Raw genomic sequence first — 19,677 nt, 5'->3', positions numbered from 1 at the left:
GGGGAGCATGACTGACGTTCTTCCCGTGGGCCTCGCCCTTGATGAGTTCAGCTCCGACATCCGCCCGCAGGACGACCTCTATCGTCACGTGAACGGCGCCTGGCTCGCCCGCACCGAGATCCCGGGCGACAAGGCGCGCTGGGGCTCGTTCCATCTTCTCGCCGAGCAGGCAGAGAAAGACGTGCGCGCGATCATCGAGGAGTCGCAGGATGCCCCGGAGGGGACTCTCGCCCGCAAGATCGGCGACCTGTTCGCGAGCTTCATGGACACCGCGCGCATCGATGCCGCCGGCGTCGCGCCGCTTGCCGACACGCTCGCCGAGATCGATGCGATCGCCGACGTCCCGACGTTCCTGCGCACGGTGGGCGCCTACGACCGCGACGGCCGTGCGTCGATCATCGGCCTGTACGTCGACGGCGATCCCGGCGACCCCGAGCGCTATGTTCCGGTGCTCGTGCAGGCCGGTCTGTCGCTGCCCGACGAGAGCTACTTCCGTCTCGACACCTTCGCCGACACCCGGGCCGCGTACCGTGCGCACCTCGAGCGTCTGCTCGGCCTCGCGGGCGTGGCCGATGCCGCCGTGAACGCCGACCGTGCGATCGCGCTCGAGACCGAGCTCGCCGGTCATCACTGGGACAACGTGCGCAGCCGCGATGCGGTGGCGACGTACAACCTCAAGACGTGGGAAGAGCTGCAGGCGCTCGCCGGCGTCGACCTGACTCCGTGGCGAGAGGCGGTCTCGCCGTCGAACCCCGCGGCCTTCGACGAGGTCGTCGTCTCGCAGCCCAGCTTCTTCGAAGGCCTCGGCTCGCTGCTGACCCCCGAGCGCCTGGACGACTGGAAGGCGTGGCTGCGCGCCAAGGCCGTGCACGCCGCGGCCCCGTACCTGACCGACGATCTCGTGCAGGAGAACTTCTCGTTCTACGGCACCGAGCTCACCGGCGTCCCCACCATCCGCGAGCGCTGGAAGCGCGGCGTCTCGCTCACCGAGGGTGCGCTCGGAGAGGCGATCGGCAAGGTGTACGTCGAGCGTCACTACCCGCCGACGGCGAAGGCCGCGATGGACGAGCTGGTCGCCCACCTCATCGAGGCGTACCGGCAGAGCATCACCGAGCTGGAGTGGATGACGGCCGAGACCCGCGAGCGCGCACTCGCCAAGCTCGACTCCTTCACCCCGAAGATCGGGCACCCCGAGGTCTGGCGCGACTATTCGAGCCTCGAGATCGACAGGGCCGACCTGTTCGGCAACGTGCGCCGCGCCTCGATCTTCGAGCACGACCGCAACATCGACAAGGTAGGCACGCCCATCGACCGCACCGAGTGGCACATGCCGCCGCAGATGGTCAACGCGTACTACAACCCGTCCATGAACGAGATCGTGTTCCCCGCGGCGATCCTGCAGTACCCGTTCTTCGACGCCGGTCGTGACGCGGCGGCGAACTACGGCGGCATCGGTGCGGTCATCGGCCACGAGATCGGCCACGGCTTCGACGACCAGGGCAGCCGCTACGACGGCGACGGACGCCTGCAGGACTGGTGGACGGATGCCGACCGGTCGGCGTTCGAGGAGCGCACCAAGGCGCTGATCGCCCAGTACGACGCGCTGGTGCCCGAGGGCCTCGACGCCGAGCACCACGTGAACGGCGCGCTCACGATCGGTGAGAACATCGGCGACCTCGGCGGCCTCGGGATCGCGCTCAAGGCCTATGAGCTCTCGCTCGGCGGCGCGGAGGCCCCGGTGATCGATGGATACACGGGCGTGCAGCGCCTGCTGCTCTCGTGGGCGCAGGTGTGGCAGCAGAAGAGCCGTGACGCCGAGACGCTGCGCCTGCTGACGATCGACCCGCACTCGCCGAACGAGTTCCGCTGCAACCAGATCGTTCGCAACATCGACGCGTTCTACGAGGCGTTCGGTGTGAGCGAGAACGACGCCCTCTGGCTGCCTGCGGCGTCGCGAGTGACCATCTGGTGACCAATCGTCACACTCTGTGAACCGTCCCCCGGCGGTGGGGTTACGATAGCCCTGCCGCTGGGGAGCGTCTCCCCTCGGTATCCCGCACATCCACCCCCCTAAGGATCAGCGTGGGCGCTCTCGAGCCTGGTGAAGGTCTCCGAAACTCCTCGGCCCCCGAGTCTCTCGGCGCTGCCCAGGAGGCCTCCGGTGCGGGTCGCCGCTCGCAGCGCACCAGTCGCCGGCTTCCCCGACGCGCCGCTGCCGGACGCCGGTCGTTCACCGCCACGCTGCGTTCGCTGGAGGGCCTGGTCGACTCCGGGGCGCAGGTCTCGGTGCACGTCGTCGACCTCGACAACCATGTGCACGTGCTCGCCGGCGACGACCATGTCACGATGCCGATCGCGGGTCTCGGAGTGGTGCCTCTGCTGATCGAGGTGGCTGCCGGCTTCCAGAGCGGTGCTCTCGATCCGTTCGAGATCGTCGAACGCGAAAGCCTCGAGCCGGTGGAGACCTCGGGTCTGTGGCGGCATCTGCACGCACCGGCCCTGCCGTTGGAAGACCTCGCCGTGATGGCGGCGACCGCGGGGGATCCCATCGCGGTGAACGCTCTGCTTCACAAGGTCGGCCACGACCGGGTGCGCGAGCGCATCGAGTCGCTGGGTCTGCGCCGCACGGCCCTTCTCGACCGCTTCCGCGACCGCCGTGGTCCTGACGACGCCCCGCAGGTGGCCGTGGGATCCGCACGCGAGCTCGCCGGACTCTTCTCCGCCCTCGTGAACTCGCAGGTGGTCGATGCCGCCGTCAGCGCACAGGTGTCGGAGTGGTTGAGCCTGAATCAGGACCTGAGCCTGGTCGCGGCATCCACGGGTCTCGATCCGTTCGCGCACGATCACGATGCCCACGGCCTGCTGTTCGTGAACAAGACCGGCCGCGATCGCGGGGTTCGGGCCGAGGCTGGTGTGCTGGCCGGGCCCCGCGCCGGCGTCGCCTACTCGCTCATCGTGTGCTTCGACGATCTCTCGATCACGCACCGCCTGCGTGCGCACGACGCCTTCCGGGTGCTCGGCGTCGAGCTCATGGAATACACGCACTGACGCCGTCGTCACGTCGCTAGCATCGAGGGATGCCACGACCTGACTGGACCCCGCACCGCCGCGACGACGGCGAACTGCTCGGATGGATCCACCCCGCCGGCGACGACTGGGTCGGCGTCGATGTGCTCGGGCGGCCCGTCACCGCAGCGACGGAGTGGCTCGAAGCCGAAGCGGCGCTGGAGGAGCACGGGATCGCCTGGCTCGCCGATCCGTGGATGCTGGAGGGCGAGGACGAGCGCCCCTTGCGGGTGCGCATCCTCGAGGTGACGCCCGACGAAGACGGCGTGCCAGGGCGGATCGTCGTCAAGATCGACGACTTCGGCGACATGACGCGGCCTGCGACGGCGCAGTTCATCCTGGCGTGGCCGATCCCTGACCGGCTGCGCACACCGCGCGACGACGACCCCGACCCGCGCACGATCTCCCGCTGAACGCGCGAGGCGTCCTCACCCCGGCAGCGACGGATGCTGCTCGGACGCGCGCTGCTTCGGGATGAACAGCGACAGCACCATCGCGATCACCCCGGCGGCGATCGCGAGCCAGAAGCACACCTCGAAAGCGGCCCTGGTGGGTACGGCCACGCCGTCGATGTCGATGCTCATCGCGGCGAGCACGCCGCCCATCACGGCAGAGGCTCCCGACGTTCCGATCGAGCGGAACAGCGCGTTCAGGCCGTTCGATGCGCCGGTCTCGTTGGCCGGGACCGAGCGCATGATGATCATGGGCATCGCGGCGAACGTGAACCCGATGCCCACGCCGATCAGCAGGTTCGCGACGAGGACGTGCCACACCTCGGAAGACCACAGCAGCACGAAGACGTAGGCGAGCACGATCGCGGTGGCGCCGACCGTGAACAGGGGGCGCGGACCCACGGTGCGCTCCAGCCAGCCGGAGAGCGGCGAGATCACCATCATCACGAGGCCCGCAGGCATGATCACGAGCGACGCGGCGACCATGTCGAGGCCGAAACCTCCGCCGATCGACGGAGCTTCGAGCAGCTGCGGGAACGTGACGTTCGAGGCGAAGAGCGCGAATCCCATGCCGATCGCAGCGATGTTCGTGAAGAGCACGGCGGGTCGCGCGGCGACCCGGAGGTCGAGCAGAGGATCCTTCGTGCGCAGCTGATACCAGCCCCACCCCAGCAGCACCGCGAGTCCGCCGAGGATGCAGGTGAGGGTCAGCGGCGAGGTCCAGCCCCACTGCGCACCTCGGGAGACGAAGAGCAGGACGCCGGTGAGACCGATCGCGAGGCCGATGGCGCCGATCACGTCGAGGCGGCCGGGGGAGCGCAGCACGTCTTCGGGGATCACCGCCAGCACGAGGACGAGGCCGACGACGCCGAGGGCTGCCGCGAGCCAGAAGAGCATGTGCCAGTCGGCGTTCTGGGCGAGGATGGCGGCGACCGGCATGCCGATCGCTCCGCCGACACCCATGGTGGCGCTCATGAGGGCCACGGCGGTGCCGAGTCGTTCCGGAGGCAGCACGTCGCGCATGATGGCGATGCCGAGCGGGACGACGCCCGTCACCGCACCCTGGAGTGCGCGACCGATGATGACTCCGACGATCGAACCGGAGACCGCGGCGATCACGGAGCCGAGGATCAGGATCGCGAGCAGCGCGATCACGACCCGGCGCTTGCCGTACATATCGCCCAGCCGGCCCGAGATGGGGGTGGCGACGGCGGCGACGAGCAGCGTGATGGTGACGACCCAGGTGGTGTCCTCGCGGGAGGCGTTCAGCAGCTGCGGGAGCTCGGCCTGCAGCGGGACGACGAGCGTGAACATGAACGAGGAGCACAGGCCCGCGAAGGCGAGCACGGCGACGATCGCCCATTTGGGTGGGGTCCGGGAGAGACGTTTCCTGGCTCTGTCCTCGCTCGCACCCACCGACTCAGGCTATCGGCGATCAGGTGGCGCGGGGTCGAACACCCGGGCTCGATCGACCGGGCGGCACGCGGTCCGTGATTGCATGGGGGGATGAGCGACGACGCCACGATCGACCAGCATCCCGCCGATTCCGCGTTCCACCGCAGGCTCCCGATCGGCGAGGCACTCGACGCCTCTGCCGTCGCCGAGGGACTGCCGTGGGCCTTCGAGACGATCACGATGCGACCGCTCGAACCGATGCTGGTGCCGGAGAAGCCCCGCGGCGGCGAGCTGGACCCGGCCGAATGCGGACCCTGCGCCCCGAGCGAGTTCACGATCTGGCACGACGAGCACTGGCAGGTGCGCGCGGGGTGGGAGATCGGTGGGCTGCCGTTCATCGGCGCGATCGCCCCGCGTGAGCATTGGCTGCTCGAGAACGCGCCGGTCGAGGTGCTCGCGGCGCTCGGGCCCCTGATGCAGCGGGTCTCGCAGGCGGTCAAGAGCGTCCCCGGTGTCGCGCGGTGTCACTTCGGGCGGTGGAACGACGGCTCGGCGCATTTGCACCTGTGGGCGATGGGACGCCCCGCCGGCATGATGCAAGGGCGAGGTGCGGTGCTGTCGTTCTGGGACGGGATCCTGCCGCCGATCCCGCAGGAGATGGCCGAGGAGCACATCCGCATCGTCGCCGAGGCGCTCGCCGCGGGTGGGGGAGAGGCATTCCCGATGCGGTGACATCGAGGTTCCGATTCCTCGAACGGGCCGAGGAGGGGCAGACTGGGTGCGTGCGAACCATCCGTGACCTCGACACCGTTGAACTCATCCTCGACGCCCAGGGCCTGCTCGACTCCATCCGGGGTCCGCAGCGCGTGGTGGATGCCGGAACCCTGCGCGCCCTGCAGCAGTCGGGCAACTACGTCGTCGGCTTCTTCGACGGCGAGGGTGACGAGGAGCGCATGGTCGGCGCGTCGATCGCGTTCTTCGGCGAGCCCGCCCGCCGTGCGATGCACTCCCACATCACCGCGCTGCTGCCCGAGTACCGCGGTCGCGGCTGGGGTCGCGAGCTCAAGGAGCACCAGCGGCAGTGGGCCTTCTCCCGAGACGTCGGCCGCATCACGTGGGTCTTCGATCCGCTCGTGGCACGCAACGCCCACTTCTTCTTCACCGTGCTGGGCGCCCGCGCGACCGGCTACTCGGTGAACCGCTACGGCATCTTCGGCGGCGGCGACGCGGGCGATGAGAGCGACCGACTCGATGTCGAGTGGGCGCTCGCCGACATCGCCAAGCCCCCGGCTGATGACGCGGTCGTGGAGACTCTGGCCATCCCCGCCGACATCGAGGCGCTGCGCGAGTCCGACCCGGCAGCCGCCCACGAGTGGCGTCTGCGTCTGCGGGCGCAGATGGAGGGCCTGCTCGGCAGCGGGTTGCGCATCGCCGGCTACGACACCGCGCGGGGCTACCTCTTCACCGCGTGAGCACGCTCTTCACGGCGTGATTCTCGTGGCCCGTGCGCTCAGCGCACTCCGCGCATGAGCTTCAGCACGGGCTTGACGCTCAGCAGCAGTCCGATGCCGACCACGATGGCGATGCCCCCGAGGATCGAGAAGAACGGCACCTCGTCGGTCGGATCGTAGAACCGGACGAGCTCGCCCGAGATGGCGGTGCCGAGCGCGATCGACAGGAAGAAGAGCGCGACCATCTGCGTGCGGAACACCGTCGGTGCGAGCTTGGTGGCAGCCGACAGGCCGACCGGCGAGATGAGCAGCTCGGCGACCGTGAACACGAAGAGGATCCCGACGATGGCCAGCAGTGGCGTGGAGTTCGCCCCTCCGCCGGCGAACGGCAGGAAGAGCAGGAACGCCGATCCCATGATGATCGCCGCCAGAGCGAACTTCACGGGCGTCGAGGGCTGACGCTTTCCCAGGCGGGTCCAGATCGCCGCGAAGACGCCGGACAGGATGATGATGAACACCGGGTTGATCGACTGCACCCAGGACACCGGCATCTCCCATCCGAACAGATTCCGATCCAGGCGCTGGTCCGAGTAGATCGTCAGCACCGTGAACTGCTGCTGGTACAGCGACCAGAACGCGACGCTGGTGATGAACAGCGGCAGGAAGGCCCACACCCGCGATCGTTCGGTGGCATCGATGCGACGGCTGCCGAGGATCACCGAGAAGTACGCGACCGCGGCGACGATCGTGACGACGATCACCAGGGTGGCCAGATTGTCTGCGCGGATCACACCGGTGAGCACCAGGACGGCGATGGCCACGATCGCGGCGCCGGCGATGAGCCCGACCAGGCCGTAGCGGGACTTCGGAAGCGGGTTGGGCACCTCCCGTGCCGAGGCGGGAAGGGCCTTGCGGCCGAACGAGTACTGGATGAGTCCCAGGGTCATGCCGATGGCGGCGAGCCCGAAGCCGTAGTGGAATCCGAGAGACGACTGCAGGATGCCGGTGAGGATCGGTCCGAGGAACGCGCCGAGGTTGATGCCCAGGTAGAAGAGCGAGAAGCCGGCATCCCGCCGGGGATCTTCCGCGTTGTAGAGGCTGCCGACGACCGAGGTCGCGTTCGCCTTGAGTCCGCCGGAGCCCAATGCGACCAGCACCAGACCGACGCCCACCCCGACGGCGCCGGGCAGGAACGCGAGAGCCAGGTGACCGGCCACGATCACCATCGCGCTGACGAACAGCACCCGCTCGGAGCCGAACAGTCGGTCGGCAAGCCAGGCGCCGAGGATCGTCGACAGGTAGACCGAGCCCCCGTAGGCACCGACGATGCCGCCCGCGACCGCCTCGGGGATGCCGAGGCCGCCCTGTGTGACCGAGTAGTACAGGTAGATGAGCAGGATGCCCTGCATGCCGTAGAAGCTGAAGCGCTCCCACATCTCCACGCCGAAGATGTGCACCAGGGCCCACGGTTGCCCGAAGAAACGGGTGTCGTCGTCGCGGGTCCGCGGTGTTCGCGCTGCAGTGCTCATCCCAAGGACGGTACTCTGACGCAGCCGTCGAGGCCAGGGAGCGCGCGGGAACCACGGATAGAATGAGGTGCCCGTGTTCACGGGTTTTTCCTCCCGCATCCGACCATTGGAGCCACCATGGCCGAACAGTCCCGCCTCGACAAGGTCATCGCCCTCGCCCGCCACCGCGGGTTCGTGTTCCAAGCGGGTGAGATCTACGGCGGTTCCCGGTCGGCCTGGGACTACGGCCCCCTCGGCACCGAACTCAAGGAGAACATCCGCCGCCAGTGGTGGCAGACGTTCGTGCGCGGCCGCGGCGACATGGTGGGGCTGGACTCCAGCATCATCCTGCCCAAGCGCGTCTGGGAGGCCTCGGGTCACGTCGCGACCTTCACCGACCCGCTGGTCGAGTGCCTGCAGTGCCACAAGCGCTTCCGCGCCGACAACCTGATCGAGGACTTCGAGGCGCGCAAGGGCCGCAAGGCCGAGAACGGGCTCGCCGACATCCCCTGCCCGAACTGCGGCACCAAGGGGCAGTACACCGAGCCCAAGGCCTTCTCCGGTCTGGTGAAGACCTACCTCGGCGTCGTCGATGACGAGTCGGGCCTCTACTTCCTGCGCCCCGAGACCGCACAGGGCATCTTCGTGAACTTCTCGAACGTGCTCACCGCCAGCCGCAAGAAGCCGCCGTTCGGCATCGGCCAGGTCGGCAAGGCGTTCCGCAACGAGATCACGCCGGGTAACTTCATCTTCCGCACCCGCGAGTTCGAGCAGATGGAGATCGAGTTCTTCACGCCGCCCGCCGAGGCGCAGGAGTGGTTCGAGCACTGGGTCGAGGCGTGCTGGAACTGGTTCATCGACCTGGGCATCGACCCCGAGAACATGCGCCAGTTCGACGTGCCGGAAGACGACCGCGCGCACTACTCGGCCGGCACGATCGACGTCGAGTACAAGTTCGGCTTCGCGGGCAAGGAGTGGGGCGAGCTCATGGGCGTCGCCAACCGCACCGACTACGACCTCTCCAGCCACAGCGAAGCGTCCGGCCAGAGCCTGACGTACTTCGACCAGGCCACCGGCGAGCGCTACACCCCGTACGTGATCGAGCCGTCGTTCGGTCTCACGCGCGCGATGATGGCGTTCCTCGTCGACGCGTACCGCGAGGAGCAGGTGCCCAACGCCAAGGGCGGCACCGACGTGCGCACCGTGCTCAAGCTCGACCCGCGCCTGGCTCCGGTCAAGGCCGCCGTGCTGCCGCTGTCGCGCAACGAGAACCTCTCGCCTCTCGCTCGCGAGGTCGCCGACACGCTCCGCAGCTCCTGGGCCGTCGACTTCGACGACGCGGGGGCGATCGGCCGCCGCTACCGTCGCCAGGACGAGATCGGCACCCCGTTCTGCGTCACGGTCGACTTCGACTCGCTCGACGACCGTGCCGTCACGGTGCGCGACCGCGACACCATGGCGCAGGAGCGCGTGTCGATCGACGAGTTGCACGCGTACCTCGCGGAGCGCCTGCGCGGCGCCTGAGCACGCTCAGTCATCGTCGAGACCCATCCTCATCGCCGAGACCCATCGTGGTCAGCGGGTGTGGGAGTGGGTCTCGACGGGGAGTGTGGGTTTCGACGCGTCTCATGATCTCGCCACGGCGCGCGCGTAGCGCTCGGAGAGCAGCTGCAGGCGGGGGAGCAGCTCGGGTGGGCTCTCGACCGTGAAGTCCATCATCAGCATGCCGATGTAGGCGGCGACAGTGTCGAGGCTGTCCGCACCCGTGACGAGGATGCAGTGCTCGTCGTCGACCGGCTCGACGATCCCGACCGCAGCGTGGATCCGGTCGAGTACAGCCTCAGCCGGCGCGTCGATGCGTAGCCGGGCATGCACGATCCACCCGCTCACGGCGATGGTCCGCATGGCGAAGGCCGTGTAGTCACCCCCGGGCAGCGGCTGCGGCGTGAAGGAGCGTCGCGTCGGCATCCGCAGCTGCATCCAGTCGATCCGGTACGTGCCCCACTCGTCGGTCTGCGGGTCGCGTGCGACCAGGTACCAACGGCGCACCCAGGTGAGCAGCCGATAGGGCTCGACCAGCACGGGTGCGCCCTCGTAGTCGAAGCGCAGCCACTCCTCGTTGCGGATCGCACTCGCGATGGCCTGCAACGACGCGGCGTCGACCTCGGGGTCCGGGGCGTCGGTGTCGTTGTTCTCCGGGGCGCGGTCGACGCTCGAGCGGAGCGCATCGACCGTGGGGCGCAGGTGCGATGGCAATACCTGTTCGAGCTTGGCGAGCGCCCGTGCTCCGGCCTCCTCGACGCCGGCGATCCCGGCTGCGGCCCGCAGGCCCACGGTGACGGCCACGGCTTCCTCATCGTCGAGCAGCAGCGGAGGGAGCTTGCCACCGGCGCCGAGGCGGTAGCCGCCGACGGATCCTCGCGTGGCGTCGACGGGGTAGCCGAGGTCGCGCAGCCGCTCGACGTCGTGCCGCACCGTGCGGGAGGAGACGCCGAGCCGGGCGGCGAGGTCGCTTCCCGAGCGCTCGGGGCCGGTCTGCAGCAGAGCCAGCAGTGCGAGCAGTCGTGCGGTCGGATCGGCCATCGGAACTCCTCGAAAAGTCAGGCATCCATTAGGAACGAATCTAACCTAATGCCCTCGTACCTTCGAGATATGGATAACACGACGCTCGCCTTCCGCCCCTTCACCGTCTCGGTCTCCGCCGCCGAGGTGGCCGATCTCCAGGATCGCCTCGCCCGCACCCGCCTTCCGCAGCCGTCGCCGACGGATGACTGGGATGCCGGCACTCCCAACTCCTACCTCCGCGAGGCCGTCGCCGCCTGGCGCGAGTTCGACTGGGCCGCAGCCCAGGAGCGGATCAACGCCGTCCCGCACTTCACCACCGAGATCGACGGCCAGACGATCCACTTCCTCCACGTGCGCTCGGCTCACGAGGGTGCGACGCCGCTGCTGCTCGCGCACACCTACCCCGGTTCGTCGGTCGACTACCTCGACGTGATCGATCGCCTCGTCGACCCCGTCGCGCACGGCGGTCGTGCCGAAGACGCGTTCGACGTCGTGATCCCGGATGCTCCGGGCTACGGCTTCTCGCAGCCGCTCGCCTCTGCCGGGTGGACAACGGCGCGGGTCGCGGCTGCCTATGACCGTCTGATGCGCGGGCTCGGCTACGACAGCTACGGCATCCACGGCTCGGACAACGGCGCCATGGTCGCGCGTGAGCTGGGCCTGCTCGAGCCTGCGGGCTTCCTCGGACTGCACGTGCTGCAGCTGTTCTCGTTCCCCTCGGGCGACCCGGCCGAGTTCGAGAAGCTCGAGCCCGCGGACTACGCCGGCCTCGAGCACATGCAGTGGTTCCAGTCGGTCGGCGGGTACAACACGATGAACTCCTCGCGCCCGCAGACCGTGTCGGTCGGGATCAGCGACTCCCCGGTCGGGCTGCTCGCCTACAGTGAGCTGTTCAACTCGTTCGGCAACGGCACCTCTCTGGTTCCGCTGGAGAAGATCCTGCTCGAGGTGAGTGTGAACTGGTTCGCGAACGCGGCATCCGGCATGAACCGCAGCTATCTGGAGAACGCCAGGGCCGACGCCGCGGCCGACGCCGCCGAGGATGCCGGGCCGCGGATCAACGCCGCACGCACGGGGGTCGCCGTGTTCGCGGACGACTTCCAGACGATCCGGGTCTTCGCCGAGCGCGACAACGCGAACATCGTGCACTGGAGCCGCTTCGATGAGGGCGGGCACTTTGCCGCTCTGGAGCGTCCCGACCTGCTCGCCGACGACATCCGGGCGTTCTTCGCCGACGTCCGCTGACTGTCGAACCCCACTCTGCTGCCCAGACCCACCCGTGCGTCCGTCGCACGGGTGGGTCTAGCATGTCGGCATGTTCGAGCCGTGGAGCGAGTTCAACGTCGCGATGGCGGGGGCGACGGCCGCGCTCGTCGGACTCGTGATCGTCGCCGCGAGTGTGAACATCGCCGAGATCGTCAAGTCCCGCACTCTGACAGCACGGCTCCTCGCCGGGATCGCCGCCCTGCTCCTGGCGCTCGCGGTGTCGGCGCTGGGGTTGATCCCCGACATCGACGGCCCCTGGTTCGGCGCGGCCGCCGTCGTCGCGTCGCTGCTGGCTGCCGTGTTCCAGGTGCACGCGACGCGCCTCATCGCGACCGATCCGAGCCCCGAGGATCGCGCCCGTCCGCTCAAGTACCTGGTCGGCTTCCTGCCGATCTTCGCCTATCTCGCCGCGGGCGTGCTGGTGTGGATCGGGCATCCGGCCGGGCTGTACCTCGCGGCGGCGGGCTGTCTGCTCGCGATCGTCTCGGCCGTGGTGGTGTCGTGGGTGGCGCTCGTCGAGGTCCTGCGCTGAGCGGGTACGCGGAGAGGGGTCTCGCGCGTCAGCCCGTGACGGTGAGCTGCACCTCGGCGGTGCCGCCCGCCTCGACCCAGGCGAGTGAGCGTTCCAGGATGCCGCGCAGCACGTCGAGGTCGATCTGCTCCAGGTCCTTGATGTAGAGGCACCCGACGCCCGTGGTGTGCGGTCCGAGCTTCGCCAGGGCTTCGGTGTGCGCGCCGACCCCGTCGAACAGATAGATCGTGGTCGCGGCCTTGCGTGGAGCGAAGCCGAGCAGTCCGCTGTCGCCTTCGGTCCCCGTCGGGTAGCGGTAGTGGCAGGAGCCGAACCCGATGATCGTGCCCCACGTCTGCGGTTCGCGTCCGGTGACCTCCTGCATGAGCGCGGTCAGAGTCTCGGCGTCCCTGCGGCGCACGGCGGGGGAGGAGCGGGCGATGAGCCCGGCGACGTCGTCCCCCGTGGGCTTCACTTCGGAGCCTTCGCTGCGGCCTTCATCGCCTTCTTGTGCTCGCGCACCTTCGCGAGCGAGTCGGGCGAGACGATGTCGGCGACGCTGCGGTACGAGCCGTCCTCGCCGTAGGGAGCGGATGCCTCGCGCCAGCCTTCGCCGGTGAAACCGTACTGCTTGCCGAGGAGGGCGAGGAAGATCTTCGCCTTCTGCTCGCCGAAGCCGGGGAGGGCCTTCAGTCGCTTCAGCACCTCGGGCCCCGACGGGTCGCCCGCGGTCCACAGGGCTGCGGCATCGCCGTCCCAGTCGTCGACGAGGGTCTGGCACAGCGTCTGCACGCGCGTCGCCATGGACCCGGGGAACCGGTGCACCGCGGGGGTCTGCTTGAAGGCCTCGAGGAACTCGTCCGGTGCCATGTGGGCGATCGTCGCGGCGTCGGTCGCGCCGGTGCGCTGCTCGATCTTGAGCGGGCCGGCGAACGCGGTCTCCATCGGAACCTGCTGGTCGAGGAGCATCCCCACCAGCAGAGCCAGCGGATTGTCGGTCAGCAGCTCGTCGGCGGCGGTGTCTCCGGTGATGTGAAGGGCCATGCCTCCAGTGTGCCACCGGTGAACGGAGCGTGTCAGGCGGTCGCGGCGTCGTCTGCGGCGTCGGCTTCGGGGGCGATGCCGTACAGGGCGGCGAGCGCCGCGGTGAACTCGTCGGCACGGCCGGCCGCAGCGAGCTCGTGGGCGCGCACGGTCGGGGTGTGCAGGAGCACGCCGGAGAGGTGACGCAGAGCCTGCTCGACCTTGCCGTCCTCGTCGCCGCGCGCGCGGGCACGGTCGATCTCGCGTTCCAGGAGCTCGAAGATGTGCGACCGCAGCGCCACCACCGACGGCGTGACGCTCTGGCGGGCGCCCACGACGTGGAAGGTCTCGGCGGCTTCCCGGACCACGCTGCGCGCGGCATCCGTCGCCTGCAGCTCTTCGAGCGGTGCGTGCAGACGGATGGTCTCGAGGTCGAGCAGAGCTACACCTTCGAGGCCGGCGATGGCGGGGTCGACGTTTCGCGGCATGCCCAGGTCGACGACGAGCTGACGGTGTGCGCCGACGGGGCAGCCCGCCGCGGCGGGGCCGGTCGGCAGCTGCAGGTGCTCGGGGCCGAGCACGGGCTCCGTCGCCGTGGTGCAGGTGATGAGCAGGCTCGACCGCGCGGCGGTGCGGGCGTACTCGTCGGCGGCGATCGGACGGATGCCGTGCTTCGCGGCGAACACCTCGGCGCGGCCGGAAGGCGAGTACACCGAGATGTTCGCGGCACCGCGTTCGCGGAGCGTGGCGAGGGTGACCGCGGCGTAGGCACCGGTGCCGACCAGCAGCACGCGTTCGGCGGACCAGTCGGCGATGCGGCTGTCTGCCAGCTCGAGCGCGAGACGCACGAGCGAGCGGCCGGCGCGACCGAGGGCCGTGACGTTCTTGACCTTGCGCTGGGCCTGGCTGGCGCGCTGGAAGAGGCGCTCGAGCTCGGGCGAAGTGGTGCCGTCCTTGCGGGCGGACTTGAGAGCGCGGCGCACTTGCCCTGCGATCTCGCCCTCGCCGGAGACGACGGATTCGAGACCGGAGGCGACGGAGAAGAGGTGCTCGGCGACGCGGCGCCCCGAGTGCACGGTGTAGGCGCCGTCGAGGTCGGCGGCCGAGATTCCGGTCGCGGATTCGACCGCTTCGATCACGGCTTCGACGCCGATGGCGCCGGCGGCGGTGACCGGTTCGTCCATTTCCACGTACGCCTCGAAACGGTTGCACGTCGCCAGCACGACCGCACCCTGCACGCACGGCGTCATGCCCACGATGGTGGGAGCGACGTCGTCGGGGGTGCGGCTCAGGCGTTCGAGCAATTCGAAGGAGGCGGTCTTGTGACTCGCCGTCACACACAGCAGCACACATCGATTGTACCGGAGGGTCTGCGGGGGAGGGTTCGACCGGTCGCCTCGGCGGCTCCATAAGGGTCGGGTGGGAGGATGGACGCATGGCCCTCTCCGACGCCCCGCTCCTGCGCGCCCTCGCCGGCGACCGTCCCCCTCACGCCCCGGTGTGGTTCATGCGGCAGGCCGGCCGGTCGCTTCCCGAGTACCGCGACCTGCGCGTCGGGACCCGGATGCTCGACGCCTGCCTCACCCCCGATCTCGCCGCCGAGATCACCCTGCAGCCGGTGCGCCGTCACGGGGTCGACGCGGCCGTGTTCTTCAGCGACATCGTCATCCCGCTGCGCCTCGCCGGTGTCGAGGTCGAGATCGAGCCCGGTCGCGGCCCGGTGTTCGCGAACCCGGTGCGCACGGCGGCCGACGTCGGGCGCATCACCGCCATCGACCCGGACGACCTGGACGGCACGGCGATCGCCGAGGCTGTGCGGCTCGTCACGGCCGAGCTCGGCGACACCCCGCTGATCGGATTCGCCGGAGCGCCCTTCACGCTCGCGGCCTATCTCGTCGAGGGTGGCCCCTCCAAGGAGCACCTGCGCGCGCGGGCCATGATGCACTCCGACCCGGATTCGTGGAACCGTCTCGCGGGCTGGCTTGCGAAGGTCTCTCGCCGCTTCCTCGAGACGCAGCGCGACGCCGGAGCATCCGTCGTCCAGCTCTTCGACAGCTGGGCCGGATCCCTCAGCACCGCCGACTACCGCGCCTTCGTCGCCCCGCATTCGCACGCGGCGCTTGCGGGCATCGGACTGCCGACCATCCACTTCGGCGTCGGGACCGGACCGTTCCTCGCCGATATGCGCCTCGACGGTGTGGCCGATGGCGTCGGCGTCGACTGGCGCCAGCCGCTCGACGAAGCCGCCGCGATCCTCGGACCGGATGTCACGGTGCAGGGCAACATCGACCCCGCGCTGCTCTCGGCCCCCTGGTCGGTGCTGGAGGCGCACGTGCGCGACGTCGTCGAGCGCGGCCGCGCGGCGCGCGCCCACATCCTGAACCTCGGCCACGGCGTGCCCCCGGAGACCGACCCCGACCAGCTCACCCGCATCGTCGAGCTGGCGCACACGATCTGACCGTCAGGCCACGCGCCGAGAGCTATCTAGCCAAGGTGCTATATTGCAACCATGACTGACAGCGCGACGGACATCTTCGCGGCGCTGGCCCACCCCACACGACGTCAGATCCTGCAGGACCTGAAAGACGGTGAGCTCGCGGCCGGCGAGATCGCGTCGCGCTTCTCCGCGAGCGGCCCGACCATCTCCCGTCACCTGAGCGTGCTGCGCCAGGCGGGCCTCATCAGCGAGCGCCGCGATGCCAACCGCATCCTCTACTCCCTCGTGGGTGAGCGGCTCGCGCTCTCGGTCGGCGACTTCCTCTCGACGGTGTGCCCCGAGCAGATCGTGCTGCGCGAGGTCCGCAAGCGCGGACGCGGAGCCTCCGAGCCCGTCGAGGCCTGAACCGCCCCGGTGCGAGAATTGAGGGCATGAGCCCCGAGCCCTCCTCCGCCGAGCCGTCCGACCTCGCCGCCCGCGCGGCGCACACGCATGTCGTCGTGGTGGGCGGTGGCATCGGGGGTCTCGTCGCTGCGCGGGAGTGCGCGAAGGTCGGAATGCGCGTCACCGTGCTCGAGGCGGAGGAGACGCTGGGCGGCTCGATCCGCCGGGTCGACCTCGACGGTGTCACCATCGACGCCGGGGCCGAGAGCTACGCCACCAGGGGTGGACTCGTGCGCGCCCTCGTGGAGGAGCTCGACCTGGCGGACCGCATCGTGCTCCCGAAGCCGGGCGGGGCATGGCTGGCCGGAATCCCCGGTGTGGGTGCGGCGCCGCTCCCTGTGGGCGGCATCCTCGGCATCCCCGCCAATCCGTTCCAGCCCGACGTCCGCCGCATCATCGGATGGTCGGGCGTCTGGCGCGCCTACCTCGACCGCGTGCGTCCGCCCCTCACGATCGGGCACCAGCTCAGCCTCGGAAAGCTCGTCGCGTCGCGCATGGGGGCGAAGGTGCGGGATCGACTCGTCGCCCCCGTGACGACCGGCGTCTACTCGGCGTCTCCCGACGATGTCGACATCGATGTCGCAGCCCCGGGGCTCAACGCCGCACTGACCCGGGTGGGATCCCTCTCCGGCGCGGTGCAGACGCTGCGCGATGACGCCGCGGAGAAGGCCTCGGAAGCGCAGGCGGCCGCGAAGACACCGGGAGCGGCCGTCGAGGGGCTCTCGGGAGGCATGAGCACGCTGGTCGATGCCCTCGCCGCCGACCTCGTCCGCCTCGGTGCCGAGGTGCGCACGGGAGTGCGGGTGCGCACCGTGCGCAAGATCGGGGCGCGCTGGTCGGTCGAGGCCGAGGCTGAGGTCGCGGCCGAGGTCGAGGTGAGGGCGGAGGAAAGCGGCGAGAGCGCCGCAACGGATCCTCTGGAGCCGGTGGTCGAGGAGCTCGACGCTGACGCCGTCATCATCGCGACGCCCGAGTCGGCCGCACGGAAGCTCCTCGCCTCCGCGGTGCCGGCCCTCGCCACGACGGAGGCTGCGTCATCGCCCGAGATCGAGATCGTCACCCTCGTCCTCGACGCGCCGGAACTCGCCGCCGCCCCGAGGGGAACCGGCGTGCTGACCGTTCCGGGCAGCCACACCGCCAAGGCGCTCACCCACTCGACCGCCAAGTGGGGCTGGGTGCGCGACGCCGCGGGTGCCCGGCAGATCGTGCGGGTGTCGTTCGGCGCCCAGGGGGAACCTGCAGCGACCGCGGGCCTGGACGACGCCGCGGCGGCAGACCTCGCACGGCGCGAAGCCGCCGCCCTGCTGGGAGTCGCCATCGCCCCCGAGGCTGTCATCGCCTCGCATCGCGGCCGTTTCATCCAGTCGCAGCCCGCCTCGATCATCGGCTCAGGGGGGCGGCGCACCGCAGCACGCGCAGCGGTCGAGGCGGTGCCCGGTGTGGCCGCGGTCGGCGCCTGGCTCGCGGGGACCGGACTCGCCCAGGTGATCCCCGACGCACGGGACGAGGCCGACCGTCTGCGCCGCGCCCTGTTGTGGGACGGGGAGTCCTGAAGTGCGGGAGCGGTCTGTGTCAACCCTCTGACCCATAGATGCCGAAATCGGCATACGGGGTTACGCTGGGTACCTGGTCGCGGGGGGCGAATGCCTGCGGTCGGTCCCAACCGGGCGAATCTGGCCGGACTACCGGAACAAGGTGAGGAGACCCCATGAAGGGGAAGATCGGACTCGTCGTCGGGCTCGGCGTGGGCTACGTGCTCGGCACCCGTGCCGGACGTGAGCGCTACGAGCAGATCAAGACGCAGTGGCTCAAGGTGTGGCACCTCGACCCCGTGCAGGAGCAGGTCACCAAGGTCAAGGGTTTCGTCGGCGACAAGGCCGCGGCCGTTCCCGGTGCGCTCTGGACCGGTGTGGTGAAGGTCGCGAAGTCCGTCACCGGCTCGGGCACGCCCGGTCAGCGACTCGACTCCGCCATCGCCACCGGCCGTGAGGCGGCAGAAGATCTCGCCGAGGCGACCGAGGAAGCGGTCGAGGCTGCGAAGTCCACCGCGACGTCGACCAAGCCCGCTGCGAAGAAGCCCGCCGCCAAGAAGCCGGCTGCGAAGCCCGCCCCCAAGAAGTCCGGCGCCTGAGATGCCCCGCGGATACCGCGATCGCGCCGACGACAGCCTGCTGACTCTCCTCGGAGATCTGCCGGAACTCGTCACGAATCTGGTCAAGGCCGAGATCGATGCCGCCAAGGCGTGGGTCTCGCGGACCTCGAAGGATGCCGGCATCGGTTCCGTGTGGTTCCTCGTCGCGCTGTTCTTCCTGTTCTGGGCCGTGCCCGTCATCCTCGTCTTCGCGATCGCCGGGCTGTCGTCCTGGTGGCCGGTGTGGCTCTCGGCGATCGCGGTGTTCGGCATCCTGATCCTCGCGGTGCTGCTGTTCGCGTTGCTCGGGATCCTCAAGTTCCGCAAGGTGCTCGCGCGCCAGAACCCGGCGCAGGCCGTCGCCGAAGACATCCGACTCGTGAAGGAGGCCGGCGATGACGAGTTCTGAGTCGCTGCCGCGCACCGCCGTTCCCGGCGGGATCGTCGACCCCGTCGCTTCGGCCCGTGCCGAGCTGAAGGCCGCCCTCGCGGCGATCGAGGTCAAGGGGAACATCCCGCGCCGGGTCGAGAAGGCGTCGACGCGTGCGGTGGCGAAGGCCCGCGTGTTCGCCGATCGGAACCCGATCGGCGCGATCGCCGCCGCCGTCGGAATCGCTGCCGCAGTCGGGGGCGCGGTCTGGGCGATCGCGCGCTTCATCTCGCGCTGAGGCGCAGTATTCCGGGAAGCCGCGAGCAGCCCTCCGGGGTGATTAGCGGCTCCTGCGCAAACGAGGCAGACTGGGGAGCATGATGTCCGAAGAGCGCGATGAGAACCCGTCCGGCTTCACCCTCTGGGCTGTCTGGCGACGAAACCCCGACCTCCCCGTGACGGAGAACGACTCGACCGAGCTCGAGACGATCGTCTCCTACATCGAGGACTCGGGTGTCACCGTCCGCGGCTTCTACGACGTCTCCGGACTCAAGGCCGACGCCGACCTCATGGTGTGGCTGCACGGCGACACCGCCGAGGAGCTGCAGAAGGCGCTGCGTCGCCTGCGTCGCACCGAGCTGCTGCGTTCGCTCCTCCCGGTGTGGAACGTCATGGGCGTGCACCGCGATGCGGAGTTCAACCGCTCCCACGTCCCGGGCTTCCTGCGGGGTATGGACCCCAAGGACTGGCTGTGCCTGTACCCGTTCGTGCGCACGCCGGAGTGGTACCTCGCCCCGGAGGAGGAGCGTCGCAAGATGCTCGCCGACCACGGACGCAAGGGCGCCGCGTTCACGGGCGTTCTCGCCAACACCGTCGCCTCCTTCGCTCTCGGCGACTACGAATGGCTGCTGCCGCTCGAAGCCGATGAGCTCACCGACCTCGTCGACATGATGCGCGATCTCCGCTACACCGACGCTCGCATGTACGTGAAGGAGGAGGTGCCCTTCTACACCGGGCGCAGGCTCCGGTTCGACGAGATCGCGGACGTGCTCCAGTAA

Annotated in this window: 21 protein-coding genes; 15 read left to right on the top strand and 6 right to left on the bottom strand. The window is 69.5% G+C overall.

The window, feature by feature from the left end:
- Positions 1-7: 7 nt before the first annotated feature.
- The 3 genes from ASD13_RS04660 (at position 8) to ASD13_RS04650 (ending at position 3,479) form a co-directional block, all read left to right on the top strand.
- Positions 8-1,972 (top strand): M13 family metallopeptidase, encoded by a 1,965-nt coding sequence (locus ASD13_RS04660; RefSeq protein WP_055866212.1) that lies wholly within the window; start codon positions 8-10, stop codon positions 1,970-1,972.
- A 110-nt stretch (positions 1,973-2,082) separates the two neighbouring features.
- Positions 2,083-3,048: a serine hydrolase gene (locus tag ASD13_RS04655; RefSeq protein ID WP_017829562.1), complete on the top strand. Its 966-nt coding sequence runs from the start codon at positions 2,083-2,085 to the stop codon at positions 3,046-3,048.
- A 29-nt stretch (positions 3,049-3,077) separates the two neighbouring features.
- Complete coding sequence (locus tag ASD13_RS04650; RefSeq protein WP_055866210.1) at positions 3,078-3,479, top strand: hypothetical protein; 402 nt, start codon at positions 3,078-3,080, stop codon at positions 3,477-3,479.
- Between the two features lie 15 nt (positions 3,480-3,494).
- Here ASD13_RS04650 and ASD13_RS04645 read toward each other — a convergent pair whose 3' ends face one another.
- Entirely contained in the window at positions 3,495-4,934 is a 1,440-nt protein-coding gene (locus ASD13_RS04645; RefSeq protein ID WP_082531388.1) for an MFS transporter, read from the bottom strand.
- A 90-nt stretch (positions 4,935-5,024) separates the two neighbouring features.
- Between ASD13_RS04645 and ASD13_RS04640 the strand changes: the two genes are divergently transcribed.
- Together ASD13_RS04640 and ASD13_RS04635 are read left to right on the top strand one after the other, a co-directional pair.
- Positions 5,025-5,645 (top strand): hypothetical protein, encoded by a 621-nt coding sequence (locus ASD13_RS04640; RefSeq protein ID WP_031205733.1) that lies wholly within the window; start codon positions 5,025-5,027, stop codon positions 5,643-5,645.
- Between the two features lie 50 nt (positions 5,646-5,695).
- Positions 5,696-6,385 (top strand): GNAT family N-acetyltransferase, encoded by a 690-nt coding sequence (locus ASD13_RS04635; protein WP_055866209.1) that lies wholly within the window; start codon positions 5,696-5,698, stop codon positions 6,383-6,385.
- A 38-nt stretch (positions 6,386-6,423) separates the two neighbouring features.
- Here the strand turns inward: ASD13_RS04635 and ASD13_RS04630 are convergent, their stop codons facing one another.
- Positions 6,424-7,893 (bottom strand): peptide MFS transporter, encoded by a 1,470-nt coding sequence (locus ASD13_RS04630; protein ID WP_055866208.1) that lies wholly within the window; start codon positions 7,891-7,893, stop codon positions 6,424-6,426.
- 117 nt (positions 7,894-8,010) lie between these two features.
- Here ASD13_RS04630 and ASD13_RS04625 point away from each other — a divergent pair, with 117 nt between their 5' ends.
- Complete coding sequence (locus ASD13_RS04625; RefSeq protein WP_017829557.1) at positions 8,011-9,396, top strand: glycine--tRNA ligase; 1,386 nt, start codon at positions 8,011-8,013, stop codon at positions 9,394-9,396.
- 102 nt (positions 9,397-9,498) lie between these two features.
- Here ASD13_RS04625 and ASD13_RS04620 read toward each other — a convergent pair whose 3' ends face one another.
- A complete protein-coding gene (locus ASD13_RS04620; protein WP_055866207.1) occupies positions 9,499-10,455 on the bottom strand; it encodes a helix-turn-helix transcriptional regulator in 957 nt (318 codons plus the stop codon).
- Positions 10,456-10,524: 69 nt separating this feature from the next.
- On the opposite strand from ASD13_RS04620, the gene ASD13_RS04615 reads away from it, so the two are divergent.
- Together ASD13_RS04615 and ASD13_RS04610 are read left to right on the top strand one after the other, a co-directional pair.
- Complete coding sequence (locus tag ASD13_RS04615) at positions 10,525-11,682, top strand: epoxide hydrolase family protein (RefSeq protein WP_055866205.1); 1,158 nt, start codon at positions 10,525-10,527, stop codon at positions 11,680-11,682.
- A 70-nt stretch (positions 11,683-11,752) separates the two neighbouring features.
- Positions 11,753-12,235 carry a hypothetical protein gene (locus tag ASD13_RS04610; RefSeq protein WP_055866202.1) on the top strand — a complete coding sequence of 161 codons (483 nt, stop codon included), beginning with the start codon at positions 11,753-11,755 and terminating at the stop codon, positions 12,233-12,235.
- 28 nt (positions 12,236-12,263) lie between these two features.
- Here the strand turns inward: ASD13_RS04610 and ASD13_RS04605 are convergent, their stop codons facing one another.
- Genes ASD13_RS04605 through ASD13_RS04595 form a run of 3 tightly spaced genes read right to left on the bottom strand, consistent with a single transcriptional unit; the run spans position 12,264 to position 14,586 of the window.
- Positions 12,264-12,689 carry a DUF1801 domain-containing protein gene (locus ASD13_RS04605; RefSeq protein WP_017829553.1) on the bottom strand — a complete coding sequence of 142 codons (426 nt, stop codon included), beginning with the start codon at positions 12,687-12,689 and terminating at the stop codon, positions 12,264-12,266.
- Positions 12,686-13,258, bottom strand: a complete 573-nt coding sequence (locus ASD13_RS04600; protein ID WP_055866200.1) for an HhH-GPD-type base excision DNA repair protein — start codon at positions 13,256-13,258, stop codon at positions 12,686-12,688. The genes ASD13_RS04605 and ASD13_RS04600 overlap by 4 nt, the downstream gene beginning before the upstream one ends.
- Positions 13,259-13,290: 32 nt before the next feature.
- Complete coding sequence (locus tag ASD13_RS04595) at positions 13,291-14,586, bottom strand: glutamyl-tRNA reductase (RefSeq protein ID WP_055866198.1); 1,296 nt, start codon at positions 14,584-14,586, stop codon at positions 13,291-13,293.
- An 86-nt stretch (positions 14,587-14,672) separates the two neighbouring features.
- Between ASD13_RS04595 and hemE the strand changes: the two genes are divergently transcribed.
- The 7 genes from hemE (at position 14,673) to hemQ (ending at position 19,677) form a co-directional block, all read left to right on the top strand.
- Entirely contained in the window at positions 14,673-15,695 is a 1,023-nt protein-coding gene (gene hemE / locus ASD13_RS04590) for a uroporphyrinogen decarboxylase (protein WP_055866196.1), read from the top strand.
- A 51-nt stretch (positions 15,696-15,746) separates the two neighbouring features.
- Positions 15,747-16,079, top strand: coding sequence for a metalloregulator ArsR/SmtB family transcription factor (locus tag ASD13_RS04585; protein WP_017829549.1), 333 nt, complete (start codon positions 15,747-15,749; stop codon positions 16,077-16,079).
- A 26-nt stretch (positions 16,080-16,105) separates the two neighbouring features.
- Positions 16,106-17,671 (top strand): protoporphyrinogen/coproporphyrinogen oxidase, encoded by a 1,566-nt coding sequence (locus ASD13_RS04580; protein WP_055866194.1) that lies wholly within the window; start codon positions 16,106-16,108, stop codon positions 17,669-17,671.
- Between the two features lie 155 nt (positions 17,672-17,826).
- Positions 17,827-18,249 carry a hypothetical protein gene (locus tag ASD13_RS04575; protein WP_055866191.1) on the top strand — a complete coding sequence of 141 codons (423 nt, stop codon included), beginning with the start codon at positions 17,827-17,829 and terminating at the stop codon, positions 18,247-18,249.
- Position 18,250: 1 nt separating this feature from the next.
- A complete protein-coding gene (locus tag ASD13_RS04570) occupies positions 18,251-18,658 on the top strand; it encodes a phage holin family protein (protein ID WP_017829546.1) in 408 nt (135 codons plus the stop codon).
- A complete protein-coding gene (locus ASD13_RS04565) occupies positions 18,645-18,917 on the top strand; it encodes a hypothetical protein (protein ID WP_017829545.1) in 273 nt (90 codons plus the stop codon). Before ASD13_RS04570 ends, ASD13_RS04565 begins: the two co-directional genes overlap by 14 nt.
- 79 nt (positions 18,918-18,996) lie before the next feature.
- On the top strand, positions 18,997-19,677 hold the full coding sequence (gene hemQ / locus ASD13_RS04560; protein ID WP_017829544.1) for a hydrogen peroxide-dependent heme synthase: 681 nt from the start codon (positions 18,997-18,999) through the stop codon (positions 19,675-19,677).

The sequence above is a fragment of the Microbacterium sp. Root1433D1 genome, assembly GCF_001426835.1.
Lineage (GTDB): Bacteria > Actinomycetota > Actinomycetes > Actinomycetales > Microbacteriaceae > Microbacterium > Microbacterium maritypicum.
The sequence above is the reverse complement of the archived record's forward strand: the minus strand, read 5'-3'. Positions and strand labels throughout refer to the sequence as shown.

What these genes read in the sequence shown, in the direction of transcription:
- ASD13_RS04660 (WP_055866212.1), top strand. Translation starts at nt 8, where the DNA reads ATGACTGACGTTCTTCCCGTGGGCCTCGCCCTTGATGAGTTCAGCTCC.
- ASD13_RS04650 (WP_055866210.1), top strand. Translation starts at nt 3,078, where the DNA reads ATGCCACGACCTGACTGGACCCCGCACCGCCGCGACGACGGCGAACTG.
- ASD13_RS04640 (WP_031205733.1), top strand. Translation starts at nt 5,025, where the DNA reads ATGAGCGACGACGCCACGATCGACCAGCATCCCGCCGATTCCGCGTTC.
- ASD13_RS04630 (WP_055866208.1), bottom strand. Translation starts at nt 7,893, where the DNA reads ATGAGCACTGCAGCGCGAACACCGCGGACCCGCGACGACGACACCCGT.
- ASD13_RS04625 (WP_017829557.1), top strand. Translation starts at nt 8,011, where the DNA reads ATGGCCGAACAGTCCCGCCTCGACAAGGTCATCGCCCTCGCCCGCCAC.
- ASD13_RS04620 (WP_055866207.1), bottom strand. Translation starts at nt 10,455, where the DNA reads ATGGCCGATCCGACCGCACGACTGCTCGCACTGCTGGCTCTGCTGCAG.
- ASD13_RS04615 (WP_055866205.1), top strand. Translation starts at nt 10,525, where the DNA reads ATGGATAACACGACGCTCGCCTTCCGCCCCTTCACCGTCTCGGTCTCC.
- ASD13_RS04610 (WP_055866202.1), top strand. Translation starts at nt 11,753, where the DNA reads ATGTTCGAGCCGTGGAGCGAGTTCAACGTCGCGATGGCGGGGGCGACG.
- ASD13_RS04600 (WP_055866200.1), bottom strand. Translation starts at nt 13,258, where the DNA reads ATGGCCCTTCACATCACCGGAGACACCGCCGCCGACGAGCTGCTGACC.
- hemE (WP_055866196.1), top strand. Translation starts at nt 14,673, where the DNA reads ATGGCCCTCTCCGACGCCCCGCTCCTGCGCGCCCTCGCCGGCGACCGT.
- ASD13_RS04585 (WP_017829549.1), top strand. Translation starts at nt 15,747, where the DNA reads ATGACTGACAGCGCGACGGACATCTTCGCGGCGCTGGCCCACCCCACA.
- ASD13_RS04580 (WP_055866194.1), top strand. Translation starts at nt 16,106, where the DNA reads ATGAGCCCCGAGCCCTCCTCCGCCGAGCCGTCCGACCTCGCCGCCCGC.
- ASD13_RS04575 (WP_055866191.1), top strand. Translation starts at nt 17,827, where the DNA reads ATGAAGGGGAAGATCGGACTCGTCGTCGGGCTCGGCGTGGGCTACGTG.
- ASD13_RS04570 (WP_017829546.1), top strand. Translation starts at nt 18,251, where the DNA reads ATGCCCCGCGGATACCGCGATCGCGCCGACGACAGCCTGCTGACTCTC.
- ASD13_RS04565 (WP_017829545.1), top strand. Translation starts at nt 18,645, where the DNA reads ATGACGAGTTCTGAGTCGCTGCCGCGCACCGCCGTTCCCGGCGGGATC.
- hemQ (WP_017829544.1), top strand. Translation starts at nt 18,997, where the DNA reads ATGATGTCCGAAGAGCGCGATGAGAACCCGTCCGGCTTCACCCTCTGG.